Here is a 23560-nt window from a genome sequence, read left to right on the forward strand (position 1 = left end):
GGGATAAATAACTAAGATACTTTCTTTAGTTATTTAATATTATATTAACAATAAAATACATTAATAGTCACACGCAGAAAATAAAAAGCCGTTTATTCCTTACGAAATAAACGGCTTTTTTGGAACATTACTGGCTCAATGAAGCACTGTCACCGCATCCTTGAGACGTCCGGCGCGGTGCTTCACCATGGCAGAAATGTGTGCGCTCTCCTCGACCAGGTCGGCGTTTTTCTGCGTAATGCTGTCGAGTTCAGCCACCGCGCGGGTCAGCTCAGAGAGTCCGGTTGCCTGCTCGGAGGTCGCGTGGCTGATCTGGGCGATAAGCTGCGTCACGTTTTTCACCTGCACAACAATATCATCCATCGTACGGCCTGCGGCATGCACCTGCTCAGAGCCGGACTGCACCTTGCTGGCGCTGGCATCAATGAGTTTACGAATATCATTCGCGGCACTGGCGCTGCGGCTGGCGAGATGGCGGACTTCGCCCGCGACCACGGCAAAACCTTTGCCCTGCTCGCCTGCCCTAGCCGCTTCAACCGCCGCGTTCAGCGCCAGAATATTGGTCTGGAAAGCGATGTCGTTAATCAGGGAGGTAATTGAGCCAATTCGCTGCGTGCTGTCGGCAATATCATCCATCGTTTTAACGACGGTCTGCATCGCATTGCCTCCTTTTGTCGCCGCGCTGCTCGCGGCCACGGAGAGTTTGTCCACCTCGGCGGCGGTTTCGGAGTTACTCTGAACGGATGCGGCCATCTGATTCATTGTCGCGACGGTCTGCTGCACGTTCGCTACGGTCTGACGCGTTCGATCGTTCAGATCTTCATTTCCCTGCGCCAGCCTGTCGCTGCCGTCACGGACGCTAACCACCTGGCTCGACACGTCATTAATCAACCAGCGGCACATCAGGCCAAGCTGCCCTACCGCGCGCAACGTCAGCCCCAGCTCGTCACTGCGGTTCAGATGCTGCACGCTGTTGCGCTCACCGGTTGCGACCTTCAGCGCCTGTCGCGCTACATTCTCTACCGGGCGGACAATCTGTTGCTCAAAGAGCAGCGTCCCCAGCAGCATCACCACCGCAGCAGCAACGAGCGGCACCCACCCGGCGGAGGTCACCGCCAGGGTGGAGGCGAGTAGGGCAAAGAGCACCGCCATCACGCTGCGCACGCGCCAGCGCAGCGGCATGGCCGGCAGTTTGCCCAGACAGCCTTTTCCAACCACCAGCCCCTTGTACACACGTTTCTTACAGCTCCCGTCGTTGAGCGCCCGGTAGAGCGGTTCCACGGTGGCAATTTCTTCCGCCGTGGCTTTGGTGCGAATGGACATATAGCCCGTGACCTGCCCGTGGCGCACCATCGGCACTGCGTTAGCACGCACCCAGTAGTGATCGCCGTTTTTGCGCCGGTTTTTGACAATCCCACTCCACGGTTCGCCCTGCTGCAGCGTGTACCACATATCGGCAAATGCGGCTTTTGGCATGTCGGGGTGGCGTACCAGGTTGTGCGGCTGGCCCGTCAGCTCATCAAGCTGGTAGCCGCTCACCTGCACAAAAGTGTCGTTGGCGTGAGTGATGTAGCTGTGGACGTCTGTGGTAGACATTAAGGTGGTGTCATCGTCCAGAGGATATTCATTCTGGGTGACATAGGTTGGAGAGGACATCGTGGGCATCCCTTGCAGGTTATTTGAATGTTAATTTTGTGGGTCAATGTTTTTTCGGCGGTAAACAATTTATCTTTAGTTGTTAAACTTGATGAAGATCGCAGATTTCACTTAAACCATACTTTTTGTACGAATTTATAATTCATTGATTTCAAATACTTTCACAAAGAAATTACCTATAAAGTATGACCAGTTAACGCCCACTTAAGTTGCAGCGAATGCACTTCTTTAGTGCAGTTGCGCTTTTTCGCCCCCATTTATCCTTATCTGTCCTGTACCGCTAAATCCCGTTTCGGTTGCTTCGGCATGATTAAATATTGTGCAACATTATTTTAACCTGGCGTTTATCCCGATTTTCATTAAGGCATCTGAAGTGGCGTAATCCCTGCAATACTTAAACCAGTATCATGTGATACGCGATCCCCGGGAGCACATTTTGAACAGGTTACCTTCCAGCGCCTCGGCTCTTGCCTGTACCGCGCACGCATTGAATCTCATTGAGAAGCGAACGCTCGATCATGAGGAGATGAAACAACTTAACCGAGAGGTCATCGATTACTTTAAAGAGCACGTCAATCCAGGGTTTCTGGAGTATCGCAAATCTGTTACCGCCGGCGGGGATTACGGAGCCGTAGAGTGGCAAGCGGGGAGTCTTAACACGCTTGTCGACACCCAGGGACAGGAGTTTATCGATTGCCTTGGTGGTTTTGGTATCTTCAACGTGGGGCACCGTAATCCAGTTGTGGTTTCCGCCGTACAGAATCAACTTGCGAAACAACCTCTCCATAGCCAGGAACTGCTCGACCCGCTTCGCGCCATGCTCGCGAAAACGCTGGCGGCCTTAACGCCCGGCAAACTGAAATACAGCTTCTTTAGCAACAGCGGCACGGAATCGGTCGAAGCGGCGATAAAGCTCGCCAAAGCGTACCAGTCGCCGCGCGGGAAATTCACCTTTATCGCCACCAGCGGCGCGTTCCACGGTAAATCCCTGGGCGCACTGTCCGCTACCGCCAAATCCACCTTCCGCAAACCGTTTATGCCGCTGCTGCCGGGCTTCCGCCACGTGCCGTTCGGCGACATTAACGCCATGCGCACCGTGCTGAGTGAATGCCGTAAAACCGGCGATGACGTGGCGGCGGTGATCCTGGAGCCGATTCAGGGTGAAGGCGGCGTGATCCTCCCTCCGCAGGGCTATCTGCCTGCCGTGCGTCAGCTGTGCGATGAGTTTGGCGCGCTGCTGATCCTCGACGAAGTCCAGACCGGGATGGGGCGCACCGGCAAAATGTTTGCCTGCGAGCACGAGAACGTGCAGCCGGACATACTGTGTCTGGCGAAGGCGCTTGGCGGCGGCGTGATGCCGATTGGCGCGACGGTTGCTACTGAAGAGGTGTTCTCGGTGCTGTTCGACAACCCGTTCCTGCATACAACCACCTTTGGCGGTAACCCGCTGGCCTGCGCAGCGGCGCTGGCGACCATCAACGTGCTGCTGGAGCAAAACCTGCCCGCGCAGGCGGAGCAGAAAGGCGACATGCTGCTGGACGGCTTCCGTCAGCTAGGCCGGGAGTATCCGGATCTGGTGCAGGATGCGCGTGGTAAAGGGATGCTGATGGCAATTGAGTTTGTCGACAACGAAATCGGCTACAGCTTTGCGAGCGAGATGTTCCGCCAGCGGGTGCTGGTGGCCGGAACGCTCAACAACTCGAAAACCATCCGCATTGAACCGCCGCTTACGCTGACGATTGAGCAGTGCGAGCAGGTGCTGAAAGCGGCGCGTAAAGCGCTGGCAGCGCTGCGGGTGAGCGTGGAAGAGGCGTAAAAAATCACCGGGCCTACAGGCGTTTGTAGGCCCGGTTTTTTAGCGGTGAAATTCCGCCACCGTCATGGTGAAGCGAAGCACGGTATCGCCCTCATTGGCGTAGCCGTGCGCCGCTTCCGTTTTCGCCACAGCCGATGCGCCAGCGTTAACCTGGGTTACCGTCTCATCCACCGTCAGCGTTAAAACGCCTTCGTTCACGTGCAACAGCTCAAAGGTTCCCGCCGGGTGCCCCGGAGAGGTAAAACGCTCCCCCGGCTGCATCTCCCATTGCCATAACTCAATCATATCCGGGCCTGCCGTTCCCGCCAGCAGTCTGGCGCGTCCACCCTGTTCGCCCTGCCACAGCACCGGAATAGTCTCTTCTTCGATAACATGCACCAGCGGCTCGCTGGAGACGTTAACGATATCCGCCACTGAGATACCGAGCGCGGCAGCCAGTTTGCACAAGATGGCGATACTGGGGTTGGCTGCGCCCTTTTCGATCTCTACCAGCATGCCTTTGCTGACGCTTGCGCGGCGGGACAGCTCGTCCAGAGATAGCTTTTTCTCTTTGCGCCAGTTGCGTATGCGGTTCGCGACGGCCAGGCTTACCTGGGCAACATCGGCCCCGTGCGCAGTCATTATATTGACTTTATCAGTCATTGGTCACTACCATGGTATAAAACAGTCAATACAGGATTATTTATGTCTCTCGTTACGCCGTCAATAGACTCACGTCTTGCCGGGATTGCCCCAGGCTTTCGGGCGCTGAGCATTCTGGTTGAAGCTGCGCCAATTACCCATCCGGAGGTGGCGGCTGCCGCGCTGGCGCAGGCCTGCCAGCAGATGCTTAATGATGATGTGCCCTGGGCTGATGCACACCTTTCAGGCTGGGATGAAGTGTTTAAAGCCTTCGGCGCGAAACCGAAACGCACGCCCTGCTCGGCATCCGCCCTGCGTAAGCGGGTCCTGAAAGATGGCTCGCTGCCGCCGCTGGATCCGGTGGTGGATATCTATAACGCGGTGAGTATTCGCTACGCCATTCCGGTCGGCGGAGAAAATCTCGCGGCTTATTCGGGCACGCCGCGTCTGACGCTTGCCGACGGCAGCGAGCCATTTGATACCTTCAAAGAGGGACAGCCGGTGGTGGAACATCCGGAACCGGGCGAGGTTATCTGGCGCGACGATACTGGCGTCACCTGCCGCCGCTGGAACTGGCGCCAGGGGATACGGACGCGCCTTGATAGCCAGGCGCAATCCATGTGGTTTATTCTTGAAAGCCTGCCGTCGATGCCGCTTGCGGCGCTGGAAGAGGCGGGAGATGAGCTGGTCAACAACCTGCAGCGGCTGATGCCGGGGGCCACGGCTCAGGTTCAGATGCTGACGCTGTAAGAGGACAACACGATGTTTTACGGGTTAAGCGCTTTTCCGTTAACGCCCCTGAAAGAGGGGACGTTTGACGAGCAATCCTTCATCAATCTTCTGCGCCCCGTGGTCGACGCTGGCGTGGATTCTCTGGGCATTCTCGGCTCAACGGGAAGCTATGCCTATCTGACCGTAGAAGAGCGCGGTCGGATCGCACGCTGCGCGGTGGCGCATGCTGATGATATTCCGGTCATCGTCAGCATTGGCGCACACCGGCTGGACGATATACTGCGTCTGGCTGACGACGCGCAGGCGGCAGGTGTCTCCGGCGTGCTGATGGCCCCCGTGTCCTACCAGCGATTAACGGAAGACGAAGTGTTTAATCTCTATGAAACGGTGACCCGCCAGCTCTCCATACCGTTGTGCATTTACGATAATCCGGCCACCACCGGGTTTGCGTTTAACGATGAATTGTTATTTTCCGTAGCGGCCCTGCCGAATGTGGGATCCATTAAGCTTGGTCGCGTGCCGGAAGACCTGTCGCAGGTACGCGCCCGTCTTCCTGAGACAGTCACGCTGGGCATCGCCGGCGACTGGCGAGCGGCCTCTGCCCTGCAGGCCGGGTTTGACGTCTGGTACTCGGTGCTCGGCGGATTGTTCCCGCAAACAGCGCTGGCGATTGCCCGTTCGAAAGAGACTGCCCAATCCGAGCGATTAGAGCCACTGTGGGAATTGTTCCGTCACTACGGCAGCTTACGGGTTATCGCGGCGGCGGCAGAGATGATGGGAAAAGTGGCTGCACCCGCGTTGCCGTTCCCGTTGCAGACGGTTCAGGGTGAGCCACGTGAAGCGCTCGCGAGATTACTTGCCCATCTGGAGCTGGTTTGAAAAATGCCGGGTGGCGCTGCGCTTACCCGGCCTACAACACTTTTATAACGCCTGTTACTCCGGCAACAGCCCAACAAAGCTGCGCTTTTTACGCGGCTCCGACATCAGCTCCTCAAGTTTATCCACGCACGCCAGGTAGTGCGGGGTTTGCTTATGCGCCAGCACCGCCTCTTCGTCTTTATAGGCTTCGTAGATAAAGAACCGGGTTTTTACCCTCGGGTCCTGCAATACGTCAAAACGCAGGTTCCCCGGCTCCTGGATTGCGCCCTCGTGGTTGGCGCGAAACACTTCCAGAAACTCGTCTACCCGCTCGGGCTTAATGTTGATCTCTACCAGCGTTACGTTCATTTTGCTTCTCCCTGTTTCTCTTCCTGCCAGAACTGGAACGCATCGCGGGCATTCCAGCTCTCGTGAACCACTTTTTTCACCGCCTTCAGCATGGCGAGCGGCGCGCTGGACTGGAAGATGTTGCGCCCCATGTCCACGCCGGACGCGCCCTGGTCTATCGCGCGCCAGCACATCTCCAGCGCCTCGTGCTCCGGCAGCTTTTTGCCCCCTGCGATAACGATCGGCACCGGGCAGCTGGCGGTCACTTTTTCAAAACCCTCATCCACGTAGTAGGTTTTAACGAACTGCGCCCCCATTTCGGCGGCGATGCGGCTTGCCAGCGAGAAATACCGAGCGTCGCGCGCCATCTCTTTGCCGACGCCCGTCACCGCCAGCGTCGGCATGCCGTAGCGCGCGCCAGCGTCCACCAGCTTGATGATGTTATTAATCGACTGATGCTCAAACGGGCTTCCGATATAGACCTGCGCCGCCACCGCGCAGACGTTCAGGCGCAACGCGTCTTCCATCGCCACCGCCACGCACTCGTTGGAAAGTTCGCCCAGAATCGAGTTACCGCCGGAGGCGCGCAGCACCACCGGTTTGTTCGTCGCGGCGGGCACCTGGCTCCTGAGGATGCCGCGGGTACACATCAGCACGTCGGTTTCACCAAACAGCGGCGCGATAGAGAGGTCGATACGCTCAAGGCCGGTAGTCGGCCCCTGAAAGTAGCCGTGGTCAAAGGCCAGCATCACCGTGCGGTTGCTGTTTGGGTTAAAGATGCGCGCCAGCCGCGACTGCATGCCCCAGTCCAGCGAGCCGCAGCCCTTCAGGGTGAACGGCACATTTTGCTGCGGCGTGCCGATGCCAAAATCCTTACCGTCTTTGATGTCGTCTAAATCAGCCATTTGCTCCCCCGTCAGAAATCGTATTTGCTGATGTTCTCTTTGGTGAACACCACCCGCTCCGGCAGCAGCACGATGCCGTTGCCCTTCGCCTCATACTGGTAGCCCTGCACGCTGTTCGGCTCGACCTTCAGCGCCCCGATGTTTTTTACGTCCACGCTGTCGCCGACGTTAAGATCGCCTTTTTTAAGCAAACGATCGGCGACATTGACCGCAATTTTGCCCTGTTGCACCACGTCCCACAGGCCGAAGGCCTTCACCGTGCCGCGCTCAACGTACGGGCGCATCACGTTCGGCGTGCTGAAGCCGACAATCGCCACCCCTTCCCGCTTCAGGTTTTCCGCCGCCTGCGCCGCGGCCGGCAGCGCGTTGGCGTCCGGGGCGATAATCGCATCCAGATCCGGGTAGGCTTTTAAGATCCCTTCGGCGGTTTGCAATGATTTGGTGGCGTCGTTATAGCCAAACTGGGTCGTTACGATCTGCCACTGGGGGTGATCTTTCTCGATTTTGGCCTTCGCCTCTTTCACCCACTGGTTCTGGTCGGTGACGGTGGGGCTTGAGTAGAAGAACGCCACTTTGGCATTCGGTTTGGTGACCTGCTTGCCCGCCATCTCCACCAGCAGGCCGCCCAGCTGTTCCGGCGTCCCCTGATTGATGTAGATGCTGCGGCACTCCGGCCTGGTGTCGGAATCCCAGGTCAGGACCTTGACGCCGCGCTGCATCGCGCGCTTAAGCGCCGGACACAGCCCGTCCGGCGACACGGCGGAGACAATAATGGCGTTATAGCCCTGGTTGACGAAGTTATTGATGAGCTGCACCTGGCCGGAGACGCTCGGCTCGGTCGGGCCGTCGTAGGTCACGTCCACGCCAAGATCTTTCCCCGCCTCTTTCGCGCCGTTGCCGCCGCTGGTGAAGAAGCCAACGCCCACCAGCTTCGGGATAAAGGCAATGCGGTCCGCCGCCTGCGCCGAAGCGAAGCTGAGGGCCATTGCCAGGACGAGCAGTTTTGTTTTCATCTTACGCTCCGGATAGTTTTCTGAAGAGAGATCGCACCCACTCGCGGTGCAGACTCAGCGAACGTCCCATCACCACCACAACCAGCAGCGCCCCTGACAGCGCGCTCGACACCTGGTTGGGGATACCGACCATCTGTAAACCCTGCTGCAGGTACCCCACCAGCAGCGCCGCCAGCGCCGTACCGACAACCGAACCTGAACCGCCGTAGATATTGGCTCCGCCGAGCACGGCGGCGGTGAGCGCGGGCATCAGTAAATCGCGCCCAAGATCCGAACGCGCGGAGCCGAAATAGGAGACCATGACCAGCGCGGCAATCGCGGAGGCAACGCCCACCAGGCCGTACAGCGCGTAGGGCATGCCGTTCACCGACAGCGCCGCATAGCGTGCCGCACGCGGATTTTGGCCAATCAGGAACAGATGACGGCCAAAGCGCCCGCGGTGGGTAATGAGCCAGAAGAAGACGGTGATTACCGCGAACAAGACCAATGGGATCGGCAGGCCCAACACCGTGAGGTTAGCGAAGGCGGTAAAGCTGTCCGGGAAGCCGCCGATGCCCTCGTAGCCCGTGGCCCCCGCCATGCCGGAGAGCAGCAGCGCGCCGCCGCCGTAGAGGTAGAGCGTGCCGAGGGTGATAACCAAAGGGCTGATGCCGGTGTAGTGGATCAGCGCCGCATTCACCAGCCCGCACAGCAGGCCGAGCAGCAGCGTCAGCGGAACGGCGGCCGCCATCGGCCACCCCGCCTGCATCATCACCCCCAGCGCGATGGCGCACAGGCCGATGGTCGAGCCGAGGGAGATGTCGATCCCGCCGCTGACGATCACCAGCGTCAGCGGCAGCGCCACAATGCCGATGCAGATGAAGTCGCTGGTGCTGAACAGCAGCATGTTGATATCGAGCATGCGCGGGTTGATGGCGCCAAAGAGCAGGATCTCCAGCACCAGCAAAATCAGCAGCGCGCTTTCCCAGTTAAGCCTCATTTACGCCACCTCTTTTTTACGTTTGGGAAAGGGGGTGACGTGCTTTCCCCCTCTGTTACCCGGCTGGAAGCGACCGTACTTCAGCGCCCGCTGATGCCGCGCCAGCGCCTGGCGCAGACGCCCGTCGAGCACCAGCACGCCCAGCAGCACCAGCCCGGCGATAAAGTCGTTCCACCACGCCGGGAGCCTGAACAGCACCAGCACGGTGTCGATTTGCGTCAGGAAGAACGCACCGAGCAGCGCGCCAATCAGCGTCCCCGTGCCGCCCAGCAGCGAAATACCGCCGAGCACGCAGGCGGCGATGGCCTTCATCTCCAGCCCGCTGCCGGTCTGGTTAGGCACAAAGCCAATCTGCGCGGCAAAGACGATCCCGGCGCAGGCCGCCAGCATGCCGTTGAGGGTGAAGGCGATCATACGGGTGCGGTTCACCGCCACGCCCAGCTGGCGCGCGGCGGCGAGGTTATCCCCCACCGCGTAGAAATCACGCCCGAACGCGGTGCGCGACAGCGTCCATGCGCCTGTGGCCGCGATGGTCAACACCACCATGCCAAGGGGCGACACGCCGACAGCGGCAGGCTCAGAGAGGGATTTCAACCCCGGCGGCAGCCCTTCAATCCACTTTCCGCCCGTCCAGAGCAGCATCGCCCCGCGGTACAGCCCCAGCGTGCCGAGGGTCGCGACAATCGCCGGAATACGCAGCCCCACCACCAGAAAACCGTTGAACGCCCCGGCCAGCGCCCCGATCGACAGTGCGAAGAGAATGGAAACGGGCAGGCTGTAGCCGCCGTTCAGCGCCACGCCGACGGCGATGGCGGACAGCCCGACCGTTGAACCGACGGACACGTCGATATTGCGGGTCAGCATTACCAGCGCCGCACCGATGGCCAGCAGGATCAGGATCTGCGAGCTGGCGAAGATCATCCCCAGCGTCTGCAGGCTGAAGTAAGAGGGATTCAGCGCCACCAGCACGGCGAACAGCGCCAGAATGGCGAGAAACGCGCTCAGCTCGCGGTTTTTCAGTAAGGTCTTCATGATTGCCCTCCGAACGCCAGCGCCATCATGCGATCGAGGCTGACGGCGTGGCGCGGCAGTTCGCCGCTGAGCACGCCCTGGTGCATCACCAGCACCCGGTCAGCGAGACCCGGAAACTCATCGAGATCGCTTGAGATCATCAGCACCGCCACGTTCTGCGCCGCCACGCTTTTGATAAGCTGGTAGATATCGGCGCGCGCCGAGACGTCCACCCCGCGCGTCGGCTCGTCGACGATCAGCAATAACGGGTTGGCTTCCAGACAGCGTGCAAGCAGCACCTTCTGCTGGTTGCCGCCGGAGAGAGTGCGCACGGTTTGATCCGCATGGTTGAGCTTGATCCCCAGCGCCCGGTGATAGCGCTCCACCACCGCGGACTCTCTTTTCCGCTGCTGCCAGAGCGACGGCTCGTTCAGCGCCACGGTGTTCCAGCGGATCGGCGCGTCGAGGAACAGGCCGGACACCTGCCTGTCTTCCGGCAGGTAGACCAGGCCTTTTTCCAGCCGCAAACGCACCGGCTCGTTGGCGATCTCCTGGTTCTCCAGCCAGATGCGTCCCCCGCGTACCGGCCGCAGGCCGTAGAGGGTTTCGGCAAACTCGGTGCGCCCGGAACCCACCAGCCCGGCCAGGCCGACGATCTCCCCGGCGTAGATCTCAAGGCTCAGATCGATAAACCCTTCTCCGGTCAGGTCCTCTACCCGCAGCACCGGAAAATCCTGCGGCTGGGTGCGGCGGTTGCCCGGCAGAGCCAGCCACAGCTTTTGCGTATCGCTGAGGGATTTCTCCCGGCTCACCGGCGTCATGGCGGCGATCAGTGCGCTATCGTCAAACTGCGCGGTTTCGCCGCTCAGCACCACCGCGCCGTCGCGCATCACCGAGACGTGGCTCGAAAGCACGCGAATTTCTGGCAGCTTGTGCGAGATAAAGACTATCCCGACGCCGAGTGCCTGCAGGGCGCGGATCTGGCGGAACAGCCGTTCGGTTTCGCCCGGCGTGAGGGAGGCCGTGGGCTCGTCGAGGATCAGGATCCTGGCGTTGCGCATTAATCCGCGCAGGATCTCCACCATCTGCTGATCCGCCACCTCCAGGGTGCTGGCGGCGGCGTCGAGGTTGAGCTGGCAATGCAGTTGCTCAAGCTTCTCCTCCAGCCGCTTTTCCCGATCGCGTTCGCGCGGCAGGCGGAACAGGATGTTTTCCCGCACCGTAAGGTTGGGGAACAGCAGCGGCTCCTGCGGCACCAGGTAAATGCCGAGCCTGTGCGCCTGCACGGGCGTCAGCCGCGCATATGACTGCCCCTCGACGGAAAGTTCACCGCTGTCCGGCGTCTCGACCCCGGCGATGATCTTCATCAGCGTCGATTTTCCCGCGCCGTTTCCGCCCATCAGCGCGTGCACCTGGCCCGCAAGCAGCGTGAAATCAATGCCTTTCAGAACCGGCACGCCTGAGAACTGCTTGCTGATATTCCGCGCGTCGAGAAGTGGTGTCATCATCGCTCCGCTATTGAACAAATGATTTTTAGATTTAATAATGTTCAAAAGCGTAGACGGTGAACTATATTTACAACCGTGCAGGGATCACAGTTTTATCGATTGAGATTCAGATAAACCAGAAACGATCGAAATGATCCGTTTTGTCGCGTGGCTCACACTTTCCCTCCGCGTCATCACGAACATATGATCTAAATTTTTATAAGAGTTCAACTATGAGCGATAAACGCACTGCGGAAGAAGGACGGTTTGCCGGGCTGGCGCTGGCGGAAGAGGAGCTGGTGGCGCGCGTGGCCTGGTGCTACTACCACGACGGGCTGACCCAGAACGATATCGGCGAGCGGCTCGGGCTGCCGCGTTTGAAGATTTCTCGCCTGCTGGAAAAAGGCCGTCAGTCCGGGGTGATCCGCGTGCAGATTAACTCCCGCTACGAGGGATGCCTGGCGCTGGAAACCGAGCTACAGCAGCGCTTTGGCCTGAAGCTGGTGCGCGTGATGCCCGCCCTGAATACGCCGCCGATGAACGTGCGGTTAGGCATTGGCGCGGCGCAGTCGCTGATGGGCGTGCTGGAACCCGGCCAGCTGCTGGCGGTGGGGTTCGGTGAAACCACCATGAGCAGCCTGCAGCACCTGAGCGGCTTTATCAGCTCGCAGCAGATCCGCCTCGTGACGCTCTCCGGCGGCGTCGGGCCATATATGACCGGTATTGGACAGCTGGACGCGGCCTGCAGCGTCAGCATGATCCCCGCCCCGCTTCGCGTGTCTTCCGCCGAAGTGGCCGGGATCTTAAAACGCGAGACCAGCGTGCGGGACGTGATCCTCGCCGCCACCGCCGCTGATGTCGCGGTGGTTGGCATTGGTTCGGTGAACCAGCGCCGCGACGCTACGATACTGCGCTCCGGCTATATCAGCGAAGGTGAACAGCTGATGTACGCCCGCAAAGGCGCGGTCGGCGACATTCTCGGCTATTTCCTCAATGCCGAAGGCGAATGCGTTGAGGAGCTGGAGATCCATAAAGAATTACTCGGCGTCTCGCTTGATGAGCTGGCGCAGCTGCCCACCATCGTTGGCGTGGCCGGCGGGGAAGAGAAAGCCGATGCGATTTATGCCGCACTGAAGGGTCGCCGTATCAATGGCCTGGTGACGGAAGAGACGACAGCCCGCGCGGTGCTGGCTCTGGCCAAGTGAGAGCCCGCCCTGCGCTAACAGCGAGGCAAGCTCATGAGTTACCTTTTAGCGTTAGATGCAGGGACAGGCAGCGTTCGCGCCGTTATTTTCGATTTACAGGGCAACCAGATTTCCGTCGGTCAGGCCGAGTGGAAGCACCTGAGCGTTGAGAACGTGCCGGGGTCGATGGAGTTCGACCTCGAGACCAACTGGCAGCTGGCCTGCCGGTGCATTCATCAGGCGCTGTCGCGCGCGAATCTGACCGCGGCAGATATTCAGTCCGTTGCCTGCTGTTCAATGCGCGAAGGGATCGTGCTGTATGACCGCAACGGCGAGGCCATCTGGGCCTGCGCTAACGTCGACGCCCGCGCCAGCCGCGAAGTGGCCGAACTCAAAGAGATCCACGATGACCGTTTTGAATCCGAAGTATATGACGTCTCCGGCCAGACGCTGGCGCTGAGCGCCATGCCGCGCCTGCTGTGGCTGGCGCACCATCGTCCGGATATTTACCGCAACGCCGCGACCATCACCATGATCAGCGACTGGCTGGCGGCGAAGCTCTCCGGCGAGCTGGCGGTCGACCCGTCTAACGCGGGCACCACCGGCATGCTGGATCTGTTTTCCCGCAACTGGCGTCCGGCGCTGCTCGACATGGCCGGGCTGCGCGCCGATATCCTCTCCCCGGTGAAAGAGACCGGCACCGTACTGGGTGCTATAAACCGGGAGGCCGCGCTGCAGAGCGGCCTGCGCGAAGGCACGCCGGTGGTGATGGGCGGCGGCGACGTGCAGCTGGGGTGCCTGGGGCTGGGCGTGGTTCGCGCCGGACAAACGGCGGTGCTGGGCGGTACCTTCTGGCAGCAGGTGGTCAACCTGCCGCAGGTGCGCACCGATCCTGAGATGAACATCCGCGTGAACCCGCACGTCATTCCCGGCATGGCGCAGGCGGAGTCGATCAGCTTCTTTACCGGGCTGACCATGCGCTGGTTCCGCGACGCCTTCTGCGCGGAGGAAAAGCTGATTGCCGAGCGGATGGGGATGGACACCTACTCCCTGCTGGAAGAGATGGCGAGCCGCGTGCCGGCGGGTTCCCACGGGGTGATGCCGATCTTCTCCGACGCGATGCATTTTAAGCAGTGGTACCACGCCGCGCCGTCGTTTATTAACCTCTCCATCGACCCGGAAAAATGCAACAAAGCGACGCTGTTCCGCGCCCTGGAGGAGAATGCGGCGATCGTCTCGGCCTGCAACCTGGCGCAGATTTCGCGCTTCTCCGGCGTAACGTTTGAAAGCCTGGTGTTTGCGGGCGGCGGTTCCAAAGGCGCCCTGTGGAGCCAGATCTTAAGCGACGTCACCGGCCTGCCGGTGCGCGTGCCGGAAGTGAAAGAGGCGACGGCGCTCGGCTGCGCGATTGCGGCAGGTGCTGGCGCGGGGCTGTTTGCCGATATGGCCTCGACGGGCGAACGGCTTGTGAAGTGGAGCCGCGAGTTCACGCCGAACCCGCAACACCGGGAGCTGTACGACGGCATGATGCAGAAATGGCAGGCGGTGTACGCCGACCAGCTCGGGCTGGTGGACAGCGGGCTGACGACCTCGATGTGGCAGGCGCCGGGGCTGGTGCGGGCAGCGGCGCCGTAAATAACGCCGGATGGCGCTACGCTTATCTGTTCTGGGGTTTTGTAGCCCCGGTAAGCGCAGCGCCACCGGGGAAGTTCTTTGAGATCTATCACAATCATTCGATCCCGCTTTTACCTTTCCGCTGCCGCTGGCTAAATTAGTAACTCATCCGACCACATAACAATAATTTTACACTGGAAGAGACTATGAGCCGCTACCCGTCGTTATTCGCCCCCCTCGATCTGGGGTTTACCACCCTTAAAAACCGCGTGTTGATGGGCTCGATGCACACCGGGCTCGAGGAGCATCCGGACGGGGCCGAGCGTCTGGCAGCCTTCTATGCCGAGCGCGCGCGCCATGGGGTGGCACTGATAGTCACCGGCGGCGTGGCCCCTTCCCCTTCCGGCGTCGGCATGGAGGGCGGCGCGGTGCTGAACGATGCGTCGCAGCTGCCGCACCACCGCATTGTGACCGACGCGGTGCACAGCGAGGGCGGTAAAATCGCCCTGCAAATTCTGCACACCGGACGCTACAGCTACCAGCCGAATCTGGTTGCGCCATCGGCCATTCAGGCGCCGATTAACCGCTTTAAACCTCACGCCCTCACCCACGACGAGATCCTGGCGCTGATCGACGACTTTGCCCGCTGCGCGGCGCTGGCGCGTGAGGCGGGCTACGACGGCGTGGAGGTAATGGGCTCAGAAGGCTATCTGATTAACGAGTTCCTCGCGGCCCGCACCAACCAGCGCGACGACGAATGGGGCGGCGACTATGCCCGCCGGATGCGCTTTGCTGTAGAAGTCGTGCGCGCCGTGCGCGAACGTGCGGGCGCGGATTTTATTATCATCTTCCGCCTGTCGATGCTCGACCTGGTGGAAGGCGGCGGCACGTTCGACGAAACCGTGCAGCTGGCGCAGGCGATAGAAGCCGCGGGGGCCACCATTATCAACACCGGCATCGGCTGGCACGAGGCGCGCATTCCGACCATCGCCACGCCGGTGCCGCGCGCGGCGTTCAGCTGGGTAACGCGCAGGCTGAAAGGGAAAGTGTCTGTTCCGCTGGTCACCACCAACCGCATTAACGATCCGCAGGTGGCGGACGATGTGATTTCGCGCGGCGATGCCGACATGGTCTCGATGGCGCGCCCGTTCCTGGCCGATGCCGAACTGCTCTCCAAAGCGCAAAGCGGCCGCGCGGATGAGATCAATACCTGCATCGGCTGTAACCAGGCCTGTCTGGATCAGATCTTCGTCGGGAAGGTCACCTCCTGCCTCGTCAACCCGCGCGCCTGCCATGAAACCAAAATGCCGGTGATCCCGGCGACAGCGAAAAAACGCCTGGCGGTTGTCGGCGCAGGACCTGCGGGCCTGGCGTTTGCGGTGAATGCCGCTTCGCGCGGGCACAGCGTGACGCTGTTTGATGCAGCCGGGGAGATCGGCGGGCAGTTTAATATCGCCAAACAGATCCCGGGCAAAGAGGAGTTTTATGAAACGCTGCGCTACTACCGCCGGATGATCGAACTGACGGGCGTCGAGCTGCGGCTTAACCAGTTTGTCAGCGCGGCGGATCTGACTGATTTCGATGAGGTGATTCTGGCGAGCGGGATCGTACCGCGCATGCCTGCGATCGAGGGTATCGATCATCCAAAAGTGCTGAGCTATCTCGACGTGCTGCGTGACAAAGTACCGGTTGGCGAGAAGGTGGCGATTATCGGCTGCGGCGGGATCGGCTTTGATACCGCCATGTATTTGAGCCAGCCGGGCGAGGCGACCAGCCAGAACATTGCCGAGTTTTGCGTCGAATGGGGCATTGATACCAGCCTCAGCCAGTCCGGTGGCCTGCGCCCGGAAGGGCCGCAGCTGCCGAAAAGCCCGCGCCAGATCGTGATGCTGCAGCGTAAGGCCAGCAAGCCGGGTGAAGGGCTGGGCAAAACGACCGGCTGGATCCACCGCGCTACCCTACTCTCGCGTGGGGTGAAGATGATCCCGGCGGTAAGCTACGAGAAGATCGACGACGAGGGTCTGCACGTCACGATCGGCGGCGAGCCGCAGCTGCTGCGCGTGGATCATGTGATTTTATGTGCCGGGCAGGAACCGAAGCGGGATCTGGCCGATCCGCTGCGCGAGGCCGGTAAAACAGTGCATCTGATTGGCGGGTGCGACGTGGCGATGGAGCTGGATGCGCGGCGGGCGATTGCGCAGGGGACGAAATTAGCTCTGGCGATCTAGGGCATTGCCCGGTGGCGCTGCGCTTACCGGGCAAAACAATCTTAACGACGACGTCCCAGCTTCACCGACTTCAGCACCACGAACTTATTGTTCGTCGCAATGGTGACGCAGTTGCCGAAAATCTTCTTCAGCTTGTGGAAGTAATCCAGGTGGCGGTTGGCCACGATGTACAGCTCGCCGTTAATCTTCAGGCAGCGGCGCGCGTGGTGGAACATCTCCCACGCGACGTTATCCGTCAGGGCGTGCTTCTGGTGGAACGGCGGGTTGCAGAACACGGCGTTAAAGCGGAACGGCTCTACGCCGGACAGCGCGTTGTTGATCATAAACTCGCAGCGGTCCAGCGCGTCCGGCATGTTGGTTTCCACGTTCAGACGGCTGGAGGCCACCGCCATCGGCGATTCGTCGCTGAACACCACGCTGGCCTCCGGGTTCTTCGCCAGCAGCGTCAGGCCAATCACGCCGTTGCCGCAGCCCAGGTCGACAATCTCTCCCTCCAGATTTTCCGGCAGATGTTCCATAAAGAAGCGCGCGCCGATATCCAGACCAGTGCGTGAGAAGACGTTCGCGTGGTTGTGGATGGTCCAGTCGGTCCCTTCCAGCGTCCAGCTCAGCGTGTCCGGCGCGTCGGCCAGCTCCGGCGCGCTGAAGGTGCAGTTAATCAGGCGCGCTTTTTTCCACGCCAGCGTGGTGGTGGTTGGGCCGAGGACCTTCTCGAACAGCTCCAGCGTCGAGGTGTGAATATCGCGCGCTTTGGCACCCGCGATGATGCGCGTTTCAGGCGTGACGACCTTACGCAGCGCGCGAAGCTGCTGCTCCAGCAGCGCCATGGTTTTTGGCACTTTGATCAGCACCACGCCCGGCGCCTGCGGGTAGTCCGCGGTGCTGTCGAGGAACTTCACGCTGGACTCGTCGATGTCGTTATGGCGAAGGTTTTCACGCGTCGCCAGTTCGCTTAAGTAGGAATCGCCGATGCTGTACGGCGTGTGCCCCGCCAGGGCGCAGCCCAGCGCGCCGAAGGCGTCATTCAGGATCAAAACCGGGCCGCGGATTTCAGTCTCATCCAACTGTTGCAGCAGATATTCATCCGCCGCTTCCCACGCCTGAAGCGGGTTAACGTCGTCCGTTTCCGGGAAACGTTTAAGGTTGAGTGAACGGAAACCGTTGTCTAAGTGGCTCATCGGCCCTCCTGAATGGTAAAATTTGGCGTATCCCTGAAAAGGGTGCGTGAGTATACCCGTTTTCGCATTAATTTGGGCTTTTGATGAACCAACTTACTTATCTCCAGGGCTATCCGGAGCATTTACTGACTCAGGTTCGCAGCCTGATTGCCGAGCAGAAGCTCGGCGCGGTGCTGGAAAAACGCTATCCCGGCACGCACGATTTCGCGACCGATAAGGCCCTCTGGCAGTATACGCAGGATCTGAAAAACCGGTATCTGAAGAGCGCCCCGCCGATCAACAAGGTGATGTACGATAACAAGATCCACGTGCTGAAAAACGCGCTCGGCCTGCACACCGCCGTCTCCCGCGTGCAGGGGGGCAAGCTGAAGGCAAAGGCCGAAATCCGCGTCGCGACGGTTTTCCGCAACGCGCCGGAAGCGTTTCTGCGGATGATCGTCGTCCATGAGCTGGCACACCTGAAAGAGAAAGAGCACGACAAAGCGTTCTATTCCCTGTGCTGCCACATGGAGCCGCAGTACCACCAGCTGGAGTTTGATACCCGTCTGTGGCTTACGCATTTATCGTTAAAAGGTAATGCGGAATAGCGCACGCGAATTGTCATGATGACGTGCTACAGTGGCTAAAGGTTCCCCGCTACGGAGTACGTAAACGTTTATGATACGTTTCGCAGTCATTGGAACGAACTGGATCACGCGCCAGTTCGTCGACGCCGCCCACGAAACCGGCAAACTGAAACTTACCGCAGTCTATTCCCGCAGCCTTGAGCAGGCGCAGAGTTTTGCCAACGATTACCTCGTTGAGCATCTCTTCACCTCGCTTGATGAGATGGCGCAAAGCGATGCCATTGACGCGGTCTATATCGCCAGCCCGAACTCCCTGCACTTCTCGCAAACGAAGCTGTTCCTCAGCCATAAAAAGCATGTGATTTGCGAGAAGCCGCTGGCGTCAAATATTGAGGAAGTGGAGGCGGCCATTGCGCTTGCCCGCGAAAACCAGGTGGTTCTTTTCGAAGCGTTCAAAACCGCCAGCCTGCCGAATTTCCTGCTGCTGCAGCAGTCCCTGCCGAAAATCGGCAAGGTACGCAAAGCCTTTATTAACTACTGCCAGTACTCGTCGCGCTACCAGCGCTATCTGGACGGCGAGAACCCGAACACCTTTAACCCGGCGTTCTCGAACGGCTCGATAATGGATATCGGATTCTACTGCCTGGCCTCTGCAGTGGCCCTGTGGGGCGAACCGCACGGCGTCACGGCTACCGCCAGCCTGCTGGAGAGCGGCGTGGATGCGCACGGTGTCGCGGTGCTGGACTACGGGGATTTCAGCGTCACGCTGCAGCACTCCAAGGTGAGCGATTCCGTGCTGCCATGCGAAATTCAGGGCGAAGCGGGCTCGCTGGTCATCGAGAAGATCTCCGAGTGCCAGAAGGTGAGCTTTGTCCCGCGAGGTGGCAAAGCCCAGGAGCTGACGCAGCCTCAGCATATTAACACTATGCTCTATGAGGCAGAGGTCTTCGCCCGTCTGGTGGAAGACAACGAAGTGAATCACCCAGGCCTTGCGGTGAGCCGCACCACGGCGAAGCTGCAAACGGAGATCCGCCGTCAGACCGGCGTGGTGTTCCCGGCAGACGGCGTGAGTGCGGAAGTTATCGCGTAAAGCTGTGTAATGAAACGGCGCAGACCATTGACGAAACCAATGGTCTGACATATTTTGTTACCTGCAAAGGGGAGTAACTTCTTCGTCGGTGGATCGTCATTACGATGCGTGCAATACCGCATCCGGTCGCCGGGCAACCTTCGTGGTTGTAAGTGAGACCTTGCCGGAAGGCGAGGTCTATGCATAAAAAGCTAACGGCTATCGTCTTCTGACCATGGCCGTTTTTGTTTTTTATGTGTAAGGAAAATAGTATGCATTCTGTCGGCACTCCCATGTTGTGGGGCGGATTCGCGGTTGTCGTGCTCATCATGCTGGCGATCGACCTCTTTTTGCAGGGACGTCGCGGCGCGCACGGCATGACCATGAAACAGGCCGCCGCCTGGTCGCTGGTGTGGGTCACCCTCTCTCTGCTCTTCTGCGCTGCCTTCTGGTGGTACCTGGCCTCGACTGAAGGCCGCGCAGTTGCCGACCCTCAGGCGCTCGCCTTCCTCACCGGTTATCTGATTGAAAAAGCCCTGGCGGTCGATAACGTCTTCGTCTGGCTGATGCTGTTCAGCTACTTTGCCGTACCTGCTGCCCTGCAGCGTCGCGTGCTGGTGTACGGCGTGCTGGGCGCGATTATCCTGCGTACCATCATGATCTTCGCTGGCAGCTGGCTGATTACCCAGTTCGAATGGCTGCTGTACGTCTTCGGCGCGTTCCTGCTGTTCACCGGGGTCAAAATGGCGCTGGCGAAAGAGGACGGCTCTGCGATTGGCGATCGCCCGCTGGTGAAGTGGATCCGCGGCCATCTGCGCATGACCGACAAGATCGAGAGCGAGCACTTCTTCGTGCGCAAGAACGGCCTGCTGTTTGCCACCCCGCTGCTGCTGGTGCTGATTCTGGTTGAGCTGAGCGACGTGATTTTCGCCGTGGACAGCATTCCGGCGATCTTCGCGGTAACCACCGACCCGTTCATCGTCCTGACCTCTAACCTTTTCGCCATTCTCGGCCTGCGTGCCATGTATTTCCTGCTGGCAGGCGCGGCGGAGCGTTTCTCCATGCTGAAGTACGGCCTGTCGGTGATTCTGGTGTTTATCGGTATCAAAATGCTAATCGTCGATTTCTACCATATCCCGATCGCTATTTCGCTCGGCGTGGTATTTGGCATTCTGATCGTGACGCTAATTATCAATACCTGGGTTAACCGCCAGCACGATAAGAAGCAGCAGGTGGAGTAATCCCCTCACCCCGGCCCTCTCCCACAGGGAGAGGGTGAACACACTTTTGTAACGCAGCAGTTAAAAAACATGATGCAACACGTAAAATCCAGCATTTTACGCTTCCCTCCTTTGGCACATTCCCTATACTCGACCAGGCAAACATTTACTTACATCCGGACATAAATGTGACTAAGAGCACATCCGGGATGGAACGCAATTTCACTCAGGAAATATGTATGAGCATACAATCAAGCGGTCTGTTCGCGCGCCTGGCGCAGGGCAGCCTCGTTAAACAAATTCTGGTCGGGCTGGTGCTGGGTATTCTGCTGGCGATGGTGTCAAAACCTGCCGCGGAAGCCACGGGGCTGCTCGGGACGCTGTTCGTAGGTGCACTGAAAGCCGTCGCGCCGGTACTGGTTCTGATGCTGGTCATGGCCTCAATTGCCAACCACCAGCACGGACAAAAAACTAACATTCGCCCCATTCTGTTCCTTTATCTGCTGGGAACCTTCTCGGCTGCCTTAACGGCCGTGGTGTTTAGCTTCCTGTTCCCGTCCACGCTGCACCTGACCAGCGCGGCCGGTGATATCACGCCGCCGTCCGGCATTGTCGAAGTCCTGCGGGGCCTGCTGATGAGCATGGTCTCTAACCCCATCACCGCGCTGATGAGCGGAAACTACATTGGCATCCTGGTCTGGGCGATTGGTCTGGGCTTCGCGCTGCGCCACGGCAACGAGACCACGAAAAACCTGGTCAACGATTTGTCCAACGCCGTGACCTTTATGGTGAAGCTGGTGATTCGCTTTGCGCCAGTCGGTATTTTCGGGCTGGTCTCCTCCACGCTGGCAACTACCGGTTTTGACGCACTGTGGGGTTACGCGCAGCTGCTGGTTGTGCTGGTCGGCTGTATGCTGCTGGTGGCGCTGGTGATCAACCCGCTGCTAGTGTTCTGGCAGATCCGCCGCAACCCGTATCCGCTCGTGCTGACCTGCCTGCGCGAAAGCGGCGTAACCGCCTTCTTCACCCGCAGCTCGGCGGCGAACATTCCGGTTAACATGGCGCTGGCGGAGAAGCTGAACCTGGACCGCGACACCTATTCCGTTTCGATCCCGCTGGGTGCAACCGTGAATATGGCGGGTGCGGCAATCACCATTACCGTGCTAACCCTGGCGGCGGTGCATACGCTGGGCATTCCGGTGGATCTGCCAACCGCGCTGCTGTTGAGCGTCGTGGCGTCGCTGTGTGCCTGTGGCGCATCGGGCGTGGCGGGCGGTTCCCTGCTGCTGATCCCGCTGGCGTGTAATATGTTCGGTATCCCGAACGAAATCGCCATGCAGGTGGTAGCCGTCGGCTTTATCATCGGCGTGCTGCAGGACTCCTGCGAAACCGCGCTGAACTCCTCTACCGACGTGCTGTTTACCGCAGCGGCCTGTCAGGCGGAAGACGCGCGTTTAGCGAAGAACGCCCTGCGAGGTTAACAGCAAAACGGCAACCCTGAGGTTGCCGTTTTTAGTGTTTGTACCCTCTCCCTGTGGGAGAGGGTCAGGGTGAGGGCACCAGCCCGCTCCCTATTTAAAGCGTCACACCACTCTTAAAGATCGCCAGCTCGCGGAAGTCGTTCTTCTCGTTACAGGTTTGCTTGCCGTTGGCAAATTCCACAATCGCGTCCACGAATTCCGTCAGCAGCTGCGGCATCGCTTTGCCGTGAATCAGCTGGCCCGCATCAAAGTCGATCCAGTGTTTTTTCTTCGCCGCCAGCTCGCTGTTGGTGGCAATTTTCACCGTCGGCACAAAACCGCCGTACGGCGTGCCGCGACCGGTGCTGAACAGCACCATATGGCAGCCGGCGCCCGCCAGCGCGCTGGTGGCGACCGCATCGTTACCCGGTGCGCTCAGCAGGTTCAGACCGTGCGTTTTCAGGCGCTCGCCGTAGCGCAGAACGTCCACCACCTGGCTGGCGCCCGCTTTCTGGGTGCAGCCGAGAGATTTCTCTTCCAGCGTGGTGATCCCGCCCGCTTTGTTACCCGGAGACGGGTTCTCGTAAATGGGCTGATTGTGGGCGATGAAATACTGTTTGAAGTCGTTCACCATGGTGACGGTCTTCTCAAACGTCTCTTCGTCGCGGCAGTGGCTCATCAGAATACGTTCCGCACCGAACATCTCCGGCACTTCGGTCAGCACAGTGGTGCCGCCGTTGGCAATGACGTAATCCGAGAAGCGACCCAGCATCGGGTTGGCAGTGATGCCGGACAGGCCGTCAGACCCGCCGCACTCCAGACCAAACTTCAGCTCGCTCAGCTTGCCCGGCTCGCGCTTGTCGTGGCGCATCACGTTATACAGCTGATGAAGCTGCTCAACGCCCGCTTCCACTTCGTCGTCCTGATGCTGACACACCATAAAATGCACGCGCTCAGGATCGAACTCACCGAGCGTCTCGCGGAAGGCGTCCACCTGATTGTTCTCGCAGCCCAGGCCGATCACCAGCACCGCCCCCGCGTTCGGGTGGCGCACCATGTTTTGCAGCATGGTGCGGGTATTGATGTGGTCGTCTCCCAGCTGGGAGCAGCCGTAGGTGTGGCTGAACAGATGTACCCCGTCAGTGCCTTCGGCACTGTTGGTCTCTTTCAGAAAACGCGTCTGGATCTGCCGCGCGATGCCGTTGACGCAGCCGACGGTCGGGAGGATCCACAGCTCGTTGCGGATCCCCACCTCACCGTTAGCGCGACGGTAGATCTGTACTTCACGATCTGCCGCCTGACGCTCTTCCGCGGGTAAATCAGGTTGATAGCTGTACTCGTCCAGATCGCTTAGATTGGTGCGGGTATTGTGAGAATGAATATGTTCACCCGGCTCGATATCCGCTAACGCATGCCCAATCGGAAGACCGTACTTAATGATGTTGTCCCCTTTGGCGAGAGGCTTCACGGCAAACTTGTGTCCGCGAGCAATCGCCTGACGCAGGGTGACGCTCTGGTTATCAACGGTCACCACGTCGCCTTCATCGAGATCCGTCAGCGCGACGGCCACGTTATCCAGCGAATGGATTTTGATGTATTGCATATCAACCTCAAA

20 protein-coding genes are annotated in these 23560 nt (G+C 59.6%); 10 read left to right on the forward strand and 10 right to left on the reverse strand.

Annotated features, from left to right (window positions below; all coding sequences use genetic code 11):
• Positions 1–135: 135 nt before the first annotated feature.
• Entirely contained in the window at positions 136–1656 is a 1521-nt protein-coding gene (locus ELK40_RS19630; RefSeq protein WP_115876308.1) for a PAS domain-containing methyl-accepting chemotaxis protein, read from the reverse strand.
• 436 nt (positions 1657–2092) lie between these two features.
• Here ELK40_RS19630 and ygjG point away from each other — a divergent pair, with 436 nt between their 5' ends.
• Positions 2093–3472, forward strand: coding sequence for a putrescine aminotransferase (ygjG, locus tag ELK40_RS19635; protein WP_168708009.1), 1380 nt, complete (start codon positions 2093–2095; stop codon positions 3470–3472).
• 39 nt (positions 3473–3511) lie between these two features.
• On the opposite strand, the gene ELK40_RS19640 is transcribed toward ygjG, so the two are convergent.
• A complete protein-coding gene (locus ELK40_RS19640; protein WP_115876309.1) occupies positions 3512–4114 on the reverse strand; it encodes a helix-turn-helix domain-containing protein in 603 nt (200 codons plus the stop codon).
• A gap of 42 nt (positions 4115–4156) precedes the next feature.
• Between ELK40_RS19640 and ELK40_RS19645 the strand changes: the two genes are divergently transcribed.
• Positions 4157–4843, forward strand: coding sequence for a B3/4 domain-containing protein (locus ELK40_RS19645; protein ID WP_115876310.1), 687 nt, complete (start codon positions 4157–4159; stop codon positions 4841–4843).
• A 12-nt stretch (positions 4844–4855) separates the two neighbouring features.
• Positions 4856–5704 carry a dihydrodipicolinate synthase family protein gene (locus ELK40_RS19650; RefSeq protein ID WP_127732369.1) on the forward strand — a complete coding sequence of 283 codons (849 nt, stop codon included), beginning with the start codon at positions 4856–4858 and terminating at the stop codon, positions 5702–5704.
• A 54-nt stretch (positions 5705–5758) separates the two neighbouring features.
• Here ELK40_RS19650 and lsrG read toward each other — a convergent pair whose 3' ends face one another.
• From lsrG to lsrA, 6 genes are read right to left on the reverse strand one after another with little or no spacing between them, the layout of a single operon-like run.
• Positions 5759–6052: a (4S)-4-hydroxy-5-phosphonooxypentane-2,3-dione isomerase gene (gene lsrG, locus ELK40_RS19655; protein WP_008503162.1), complete on the reverse strand. Its 294-nt coding sequence runs from the start codon at positions 6050–6052 to the stop codon at positions 5759–5761.
• A complete protein-coding gene (gene lsrF, locus ELK40_RS19660; protein WP_115876312.1) occupies positions 6049–6936 on the reverse strand; it encodes a 3-hydroxy-5-phosphonooxypentane-2,4-dione thiolase in 888 nt (295 codons plus the stop codon). The genes lsrG and lsrF overlap by 4 nt, the downstream gene beginning before the upstream one ends.
• 11 nt (positions 6937–6947) lie before the next feature.
• Positions 6948–7949 carry an autoinducer 2 ABC transporter substrate-binding protein LsrB gene (gene lsrB, locus ELK40_RS19665; protein ID WP_115876313.1) on the reverse strand — a complete coding sequence of 334 codons (1002 nt, stop codon included), beginning with the start codon at positions 7947–7949 and terminating at the stop codon, positions 6948–6950.
• 1 nt (position 7950) lies between these two features.
• On the reverse strand, positions 7951–8928 hold the full coding sequence (gene lsrD, locus ELK40_RS19670) for an autoinducer 2 ABC transporter permease LsrD (RefSeq protein WP_115876314.1): 978 nt from the start codon (positions 8926–8928) through the stop codon (positions 7951–7953).
• Positions 8929–9960, reverse strand: coding sequence for an autoinducer 2 ABC transporter permease LsrC (gene lsrC / locus ELK40_RS19675; RefSeq protein WP_111964928.1), 1032 nt, complete (start codon positions 9958–9960; stop codon positions 8929–8931). It lies immediately after the preceding gene.
• Complete coding sequence (lsrA, locus tag ELK40_RS19680) at positions 9957–11444, reverse strand: autoinducer 2 ABC transporter ATP-binding protein LsrA (RefSeq protein WP_115876315.1); 1488 nt, start codon at positions 11442–11444, stop codon at positions 9957–9959. The genes lsrC and lsrA overlap by 4 nt, the downstream gene beginning before the upstream one ends.
• Positions 11445–11659: 215 nt before the next feature.
• On the opposite strand from lsrA, the gene lsrR reads away from it, so the two are divergent.
• From lsrR to ELK40_RS19695, 3 genes are all read left to right on the forward strand, one after another.
• Complete coding sequence (lsrR, locus tag ELK40_RS19685; RefSeq protein ID WP_003862617.1) at positions 11660–12631, forward strand: transcriptional regulator LsrR; 972 nt, start codon at positions 11660–11662, stop codon at positions 12629–12631.
• A gap of 33 nt (positions 12632–12664) precedes the next feature.
• Positions 12665–14245 carry an autoinducer-2 kinase gene (gene lsrK, locus ELK40_RS19690; protein WP_115876316.1) on the forward strand — a complete coding sequence of 527 codons (1581 nt, stop codon included), beginning with the start codon at positions 12665–12667 and terminating at the stop codon, positions 14243–14245.
• 185 nt (positions 14246–14430) lie between these two features.
• A complete protein-coding gene (locus tag ELK40_RS19695; protein ID WP_127732371.1) occupies positions 14431–16452 on the forward strand; it encodes an NADPH-dependent 2,4-dienoyl-CoA reductase in 2022 nt (673 codons plus the stop codon).
• Positions 16453–16493: 41 nt separating this feature from the next.
• Here ELK40_RS19695 and rlmG read toward each other — a convergent pair whose 3' ends face one another.
• Positions 16494–17630: a 23S rRNA (guanine(1835)-N(2))-methyltransferase RlmG gene (gene rlmG / locus ELK40_RS19700; protein ID WP_127732373.1), complete on the reverse strand. Its 1137-nt coding sequence runs from the start codon at positions 17628–17630 to the stop codon at positions 16494–16496.
• Between the two features lie 83 nt (positions 17631–17713).
• Between rlmG and ELK40_RS19705 the strand changes: the two genes are divergently transcribed.
• The 4 genes from ELK40_RS19705 to sstT all read left to right on the forward strand — a co-directional run bounded on the left by ELK40_RS19705 (position 17714) and on the right by sstT (position 21966).
• Positions 17714–18217, forward strand: coding sequence for a M48 family metallopeptidase (locus ELK40_RS19705; protein WP_024906411.1), 504 nt, complete (start codon positions 17714–17716; stop codon positions 18215–18217).
• Between the two features lie 70 nt (positions 18218–18287).
• Complete coding sequence (locus ELK40_RS19710) at positions 18288–19286, forward strand: Gfo/Idh/MocA family oxidoreductase (protein ID WP_127732375.1); 999 nt, start codon at positions 18288–18290, stop codon at positions 19284–19286.
• Positions 19287–19537: 251 nt separating this feature from the next.
• On the forward strand, positions 19538–20506 hold the full coding sequence (locus ELK40_RS19715) for a TerC family protein (RefSeq protein ID WP_023309283.1): 969 nt from the start codon (positions 19538–19540) through the stop codon (positions 20504–20506).
• Positions 20507–20724: 218 nt separating this feature from the next.
• Entirely contained in the window at positions 20725–21966 is a 1242-nt protein-coding gene (gene sstT / locus ELK40_RS19720; RefSeq protein ID WP_115876320.1) for a serine/threonine transporter SstT, read from the forward strand.
• Between the two features lie 94 nt (positions 21967–22060).
• On the opposite strand, the gene ELK40_RS19725 is transcribed toward sstT, so the two are convergent.
• A complete protein-coding gene (locus ELK40_RS19725; RefSeq protein WP_115876321.1) occupies positions 22061–23548 on the reverse strand; it encodes an altronate dehydratase family protein in 1488 nt (495 codons plus the stop codon).
• Positions 23549–23560 lie beyond the last annotated feature (12 nt).

This window comes from Enterobacter sp. N18-03635 (assembly GCF_004006055.1).
GTDB classification, from domain to species: Bacteria; Pseudomonadota; Gammaproteobacteria; order Enterobacterales; family Enterobacteriaceae; genus Enterobacter; species Enterobacter vonholyi.

Excerpts from the sequence above, each read along its gene's own strand:
- ELK40_RS19630 (WP_115876308.1), bottom strand. The coding sequence starts at position 1,656 with ATGTCCTCTCCAACCTATGTCACCCAGAATGAATATCCTCTGGACGAT.
- ELK40_RS19640 (WP_115876309.1), bottom strand. The coding sequence starts at position 4,114 with ATGACTGATAAAGTCAATATAATGACTGCGCACGGGGCCGATGTTGCC.
- ELK40_RS19645 (WP_115876310.1), top strand. The coding sequence starts at position 4,157 with ATGTCTCTCGTTACGCCGTCAATAGACTCACGTCTTGCCGGGATTGCC.
- ELK40_RS19650 (WP_127732369.1), top strand. The coding sequence starts at position 4,856 with ATGTTTTACGGGTTAAGCGCTTTTCCGTTAACGCCCCTGAAAGAGGGG.
- lsrG (WP_008503162.1), bottom strand. The coding sequence starts at position 6,052 with ATGAACGTAACGCTGGTAGAGATCAACATTAAGCCCGAGCGGGTAGAC.
- lsrF (WP_115876312.1), bottom strand. The coding sequence starts at position 6,936 with ATGGCTGATTTAGACGACATCAAAGACGGTAAGGATTTTGGCATCGGC.
- lsrB (WP_115876313.1), bottom strand. The coding sequence starts at position 7,949 with ATGAAAACAAAACTGCTCGTCCTGGCAATGGCCCTCAGCTTCGCTTCG.
- lsrD (WP_115876314.1), bottom strand. The coding sequence starts at position 8,928 with ATGAGGCTTAACTGGGAAAGCGCGCTGCTGATTTTGCTGGTGCTGGAG.
- lsrC (WP_111964928.1), bottom strand. The coding sequence starts at position 9,960 with ATGAAGACCTTACTGAAAAACCGCGAGCTGAGCGCGTTTCTCGCCATT.
- lsrA (WP_115876315.1), bottom strand. The coding sequence starts at position 11,444 with ATGACACCACTTCTCGACGCGCGGAATATCAGCAAGCAGTTCTCAGGC.
- lsrR (WP_003862617.1), top strand. The coding sequence starts at position 11,660 with ATGAGCGATAAACGCACTGCGGAAGAAGGACGGTTTGCCGGGCTGGCG.
- lsrK (WP_115876316.1), top strand. The coding sequence starts at position 12,665 with ATGAGTTACCTTTTAGCGTTAGATGCAGGGACAGGCAGCGTTCGCGCC.
- ELK40_RS19695 (WP_127732371.1), top strand. The coding sequence starts at position 14,431 with ATGAGCCGCTACCCGTCGTTATTCGCCCCCCTCGATCTGGGGTTTACC.
- rlmG (WP_127732373.1), bottom strand. The coding sequence starts at position 17,630 with ATGAGCCACTTAGACAACGGTTTCCGTTCACTCAACCTTAAACGTTTC.
- ELK40_RS19705 (WP_024906411.1), top strand. The coding sequence starts at position 17,714 with ATGAACCAACTTACTTATCTCCAGGGCTATCCGGAGCATTTACTGACT.
- ELK40_RS19710 (WP_127732375.1), top strand. The coding sequence starts at position 18,288 with ATGATACGTTTCGCAGTCATTGGAACGAACTGGATCACGCGCCAGTTC.
- ELK40_RS19715 (WP_023309283.1), top strand. The coding sequence starts at position 19,538 with ATGCATTCTGTCGGCACTCCCATGTTGTGGGGCGGATTCGCGGTTGTC.
- sstT (WP_115876320.1), top strand. The coding sequence starts at position 20,725 with ATGAGCATACAATCAAGCGGTCTGTTCGCGCGCCTGGCGCAGGGCAGC.
- ELK40_RS19725 (WP_115876321.1), bottom strand. The coding sequence starts at position 23,548 with ATGCAATACATCAAAATCCATTCGCTGGATAACGTGGCCGTCGCGCTG.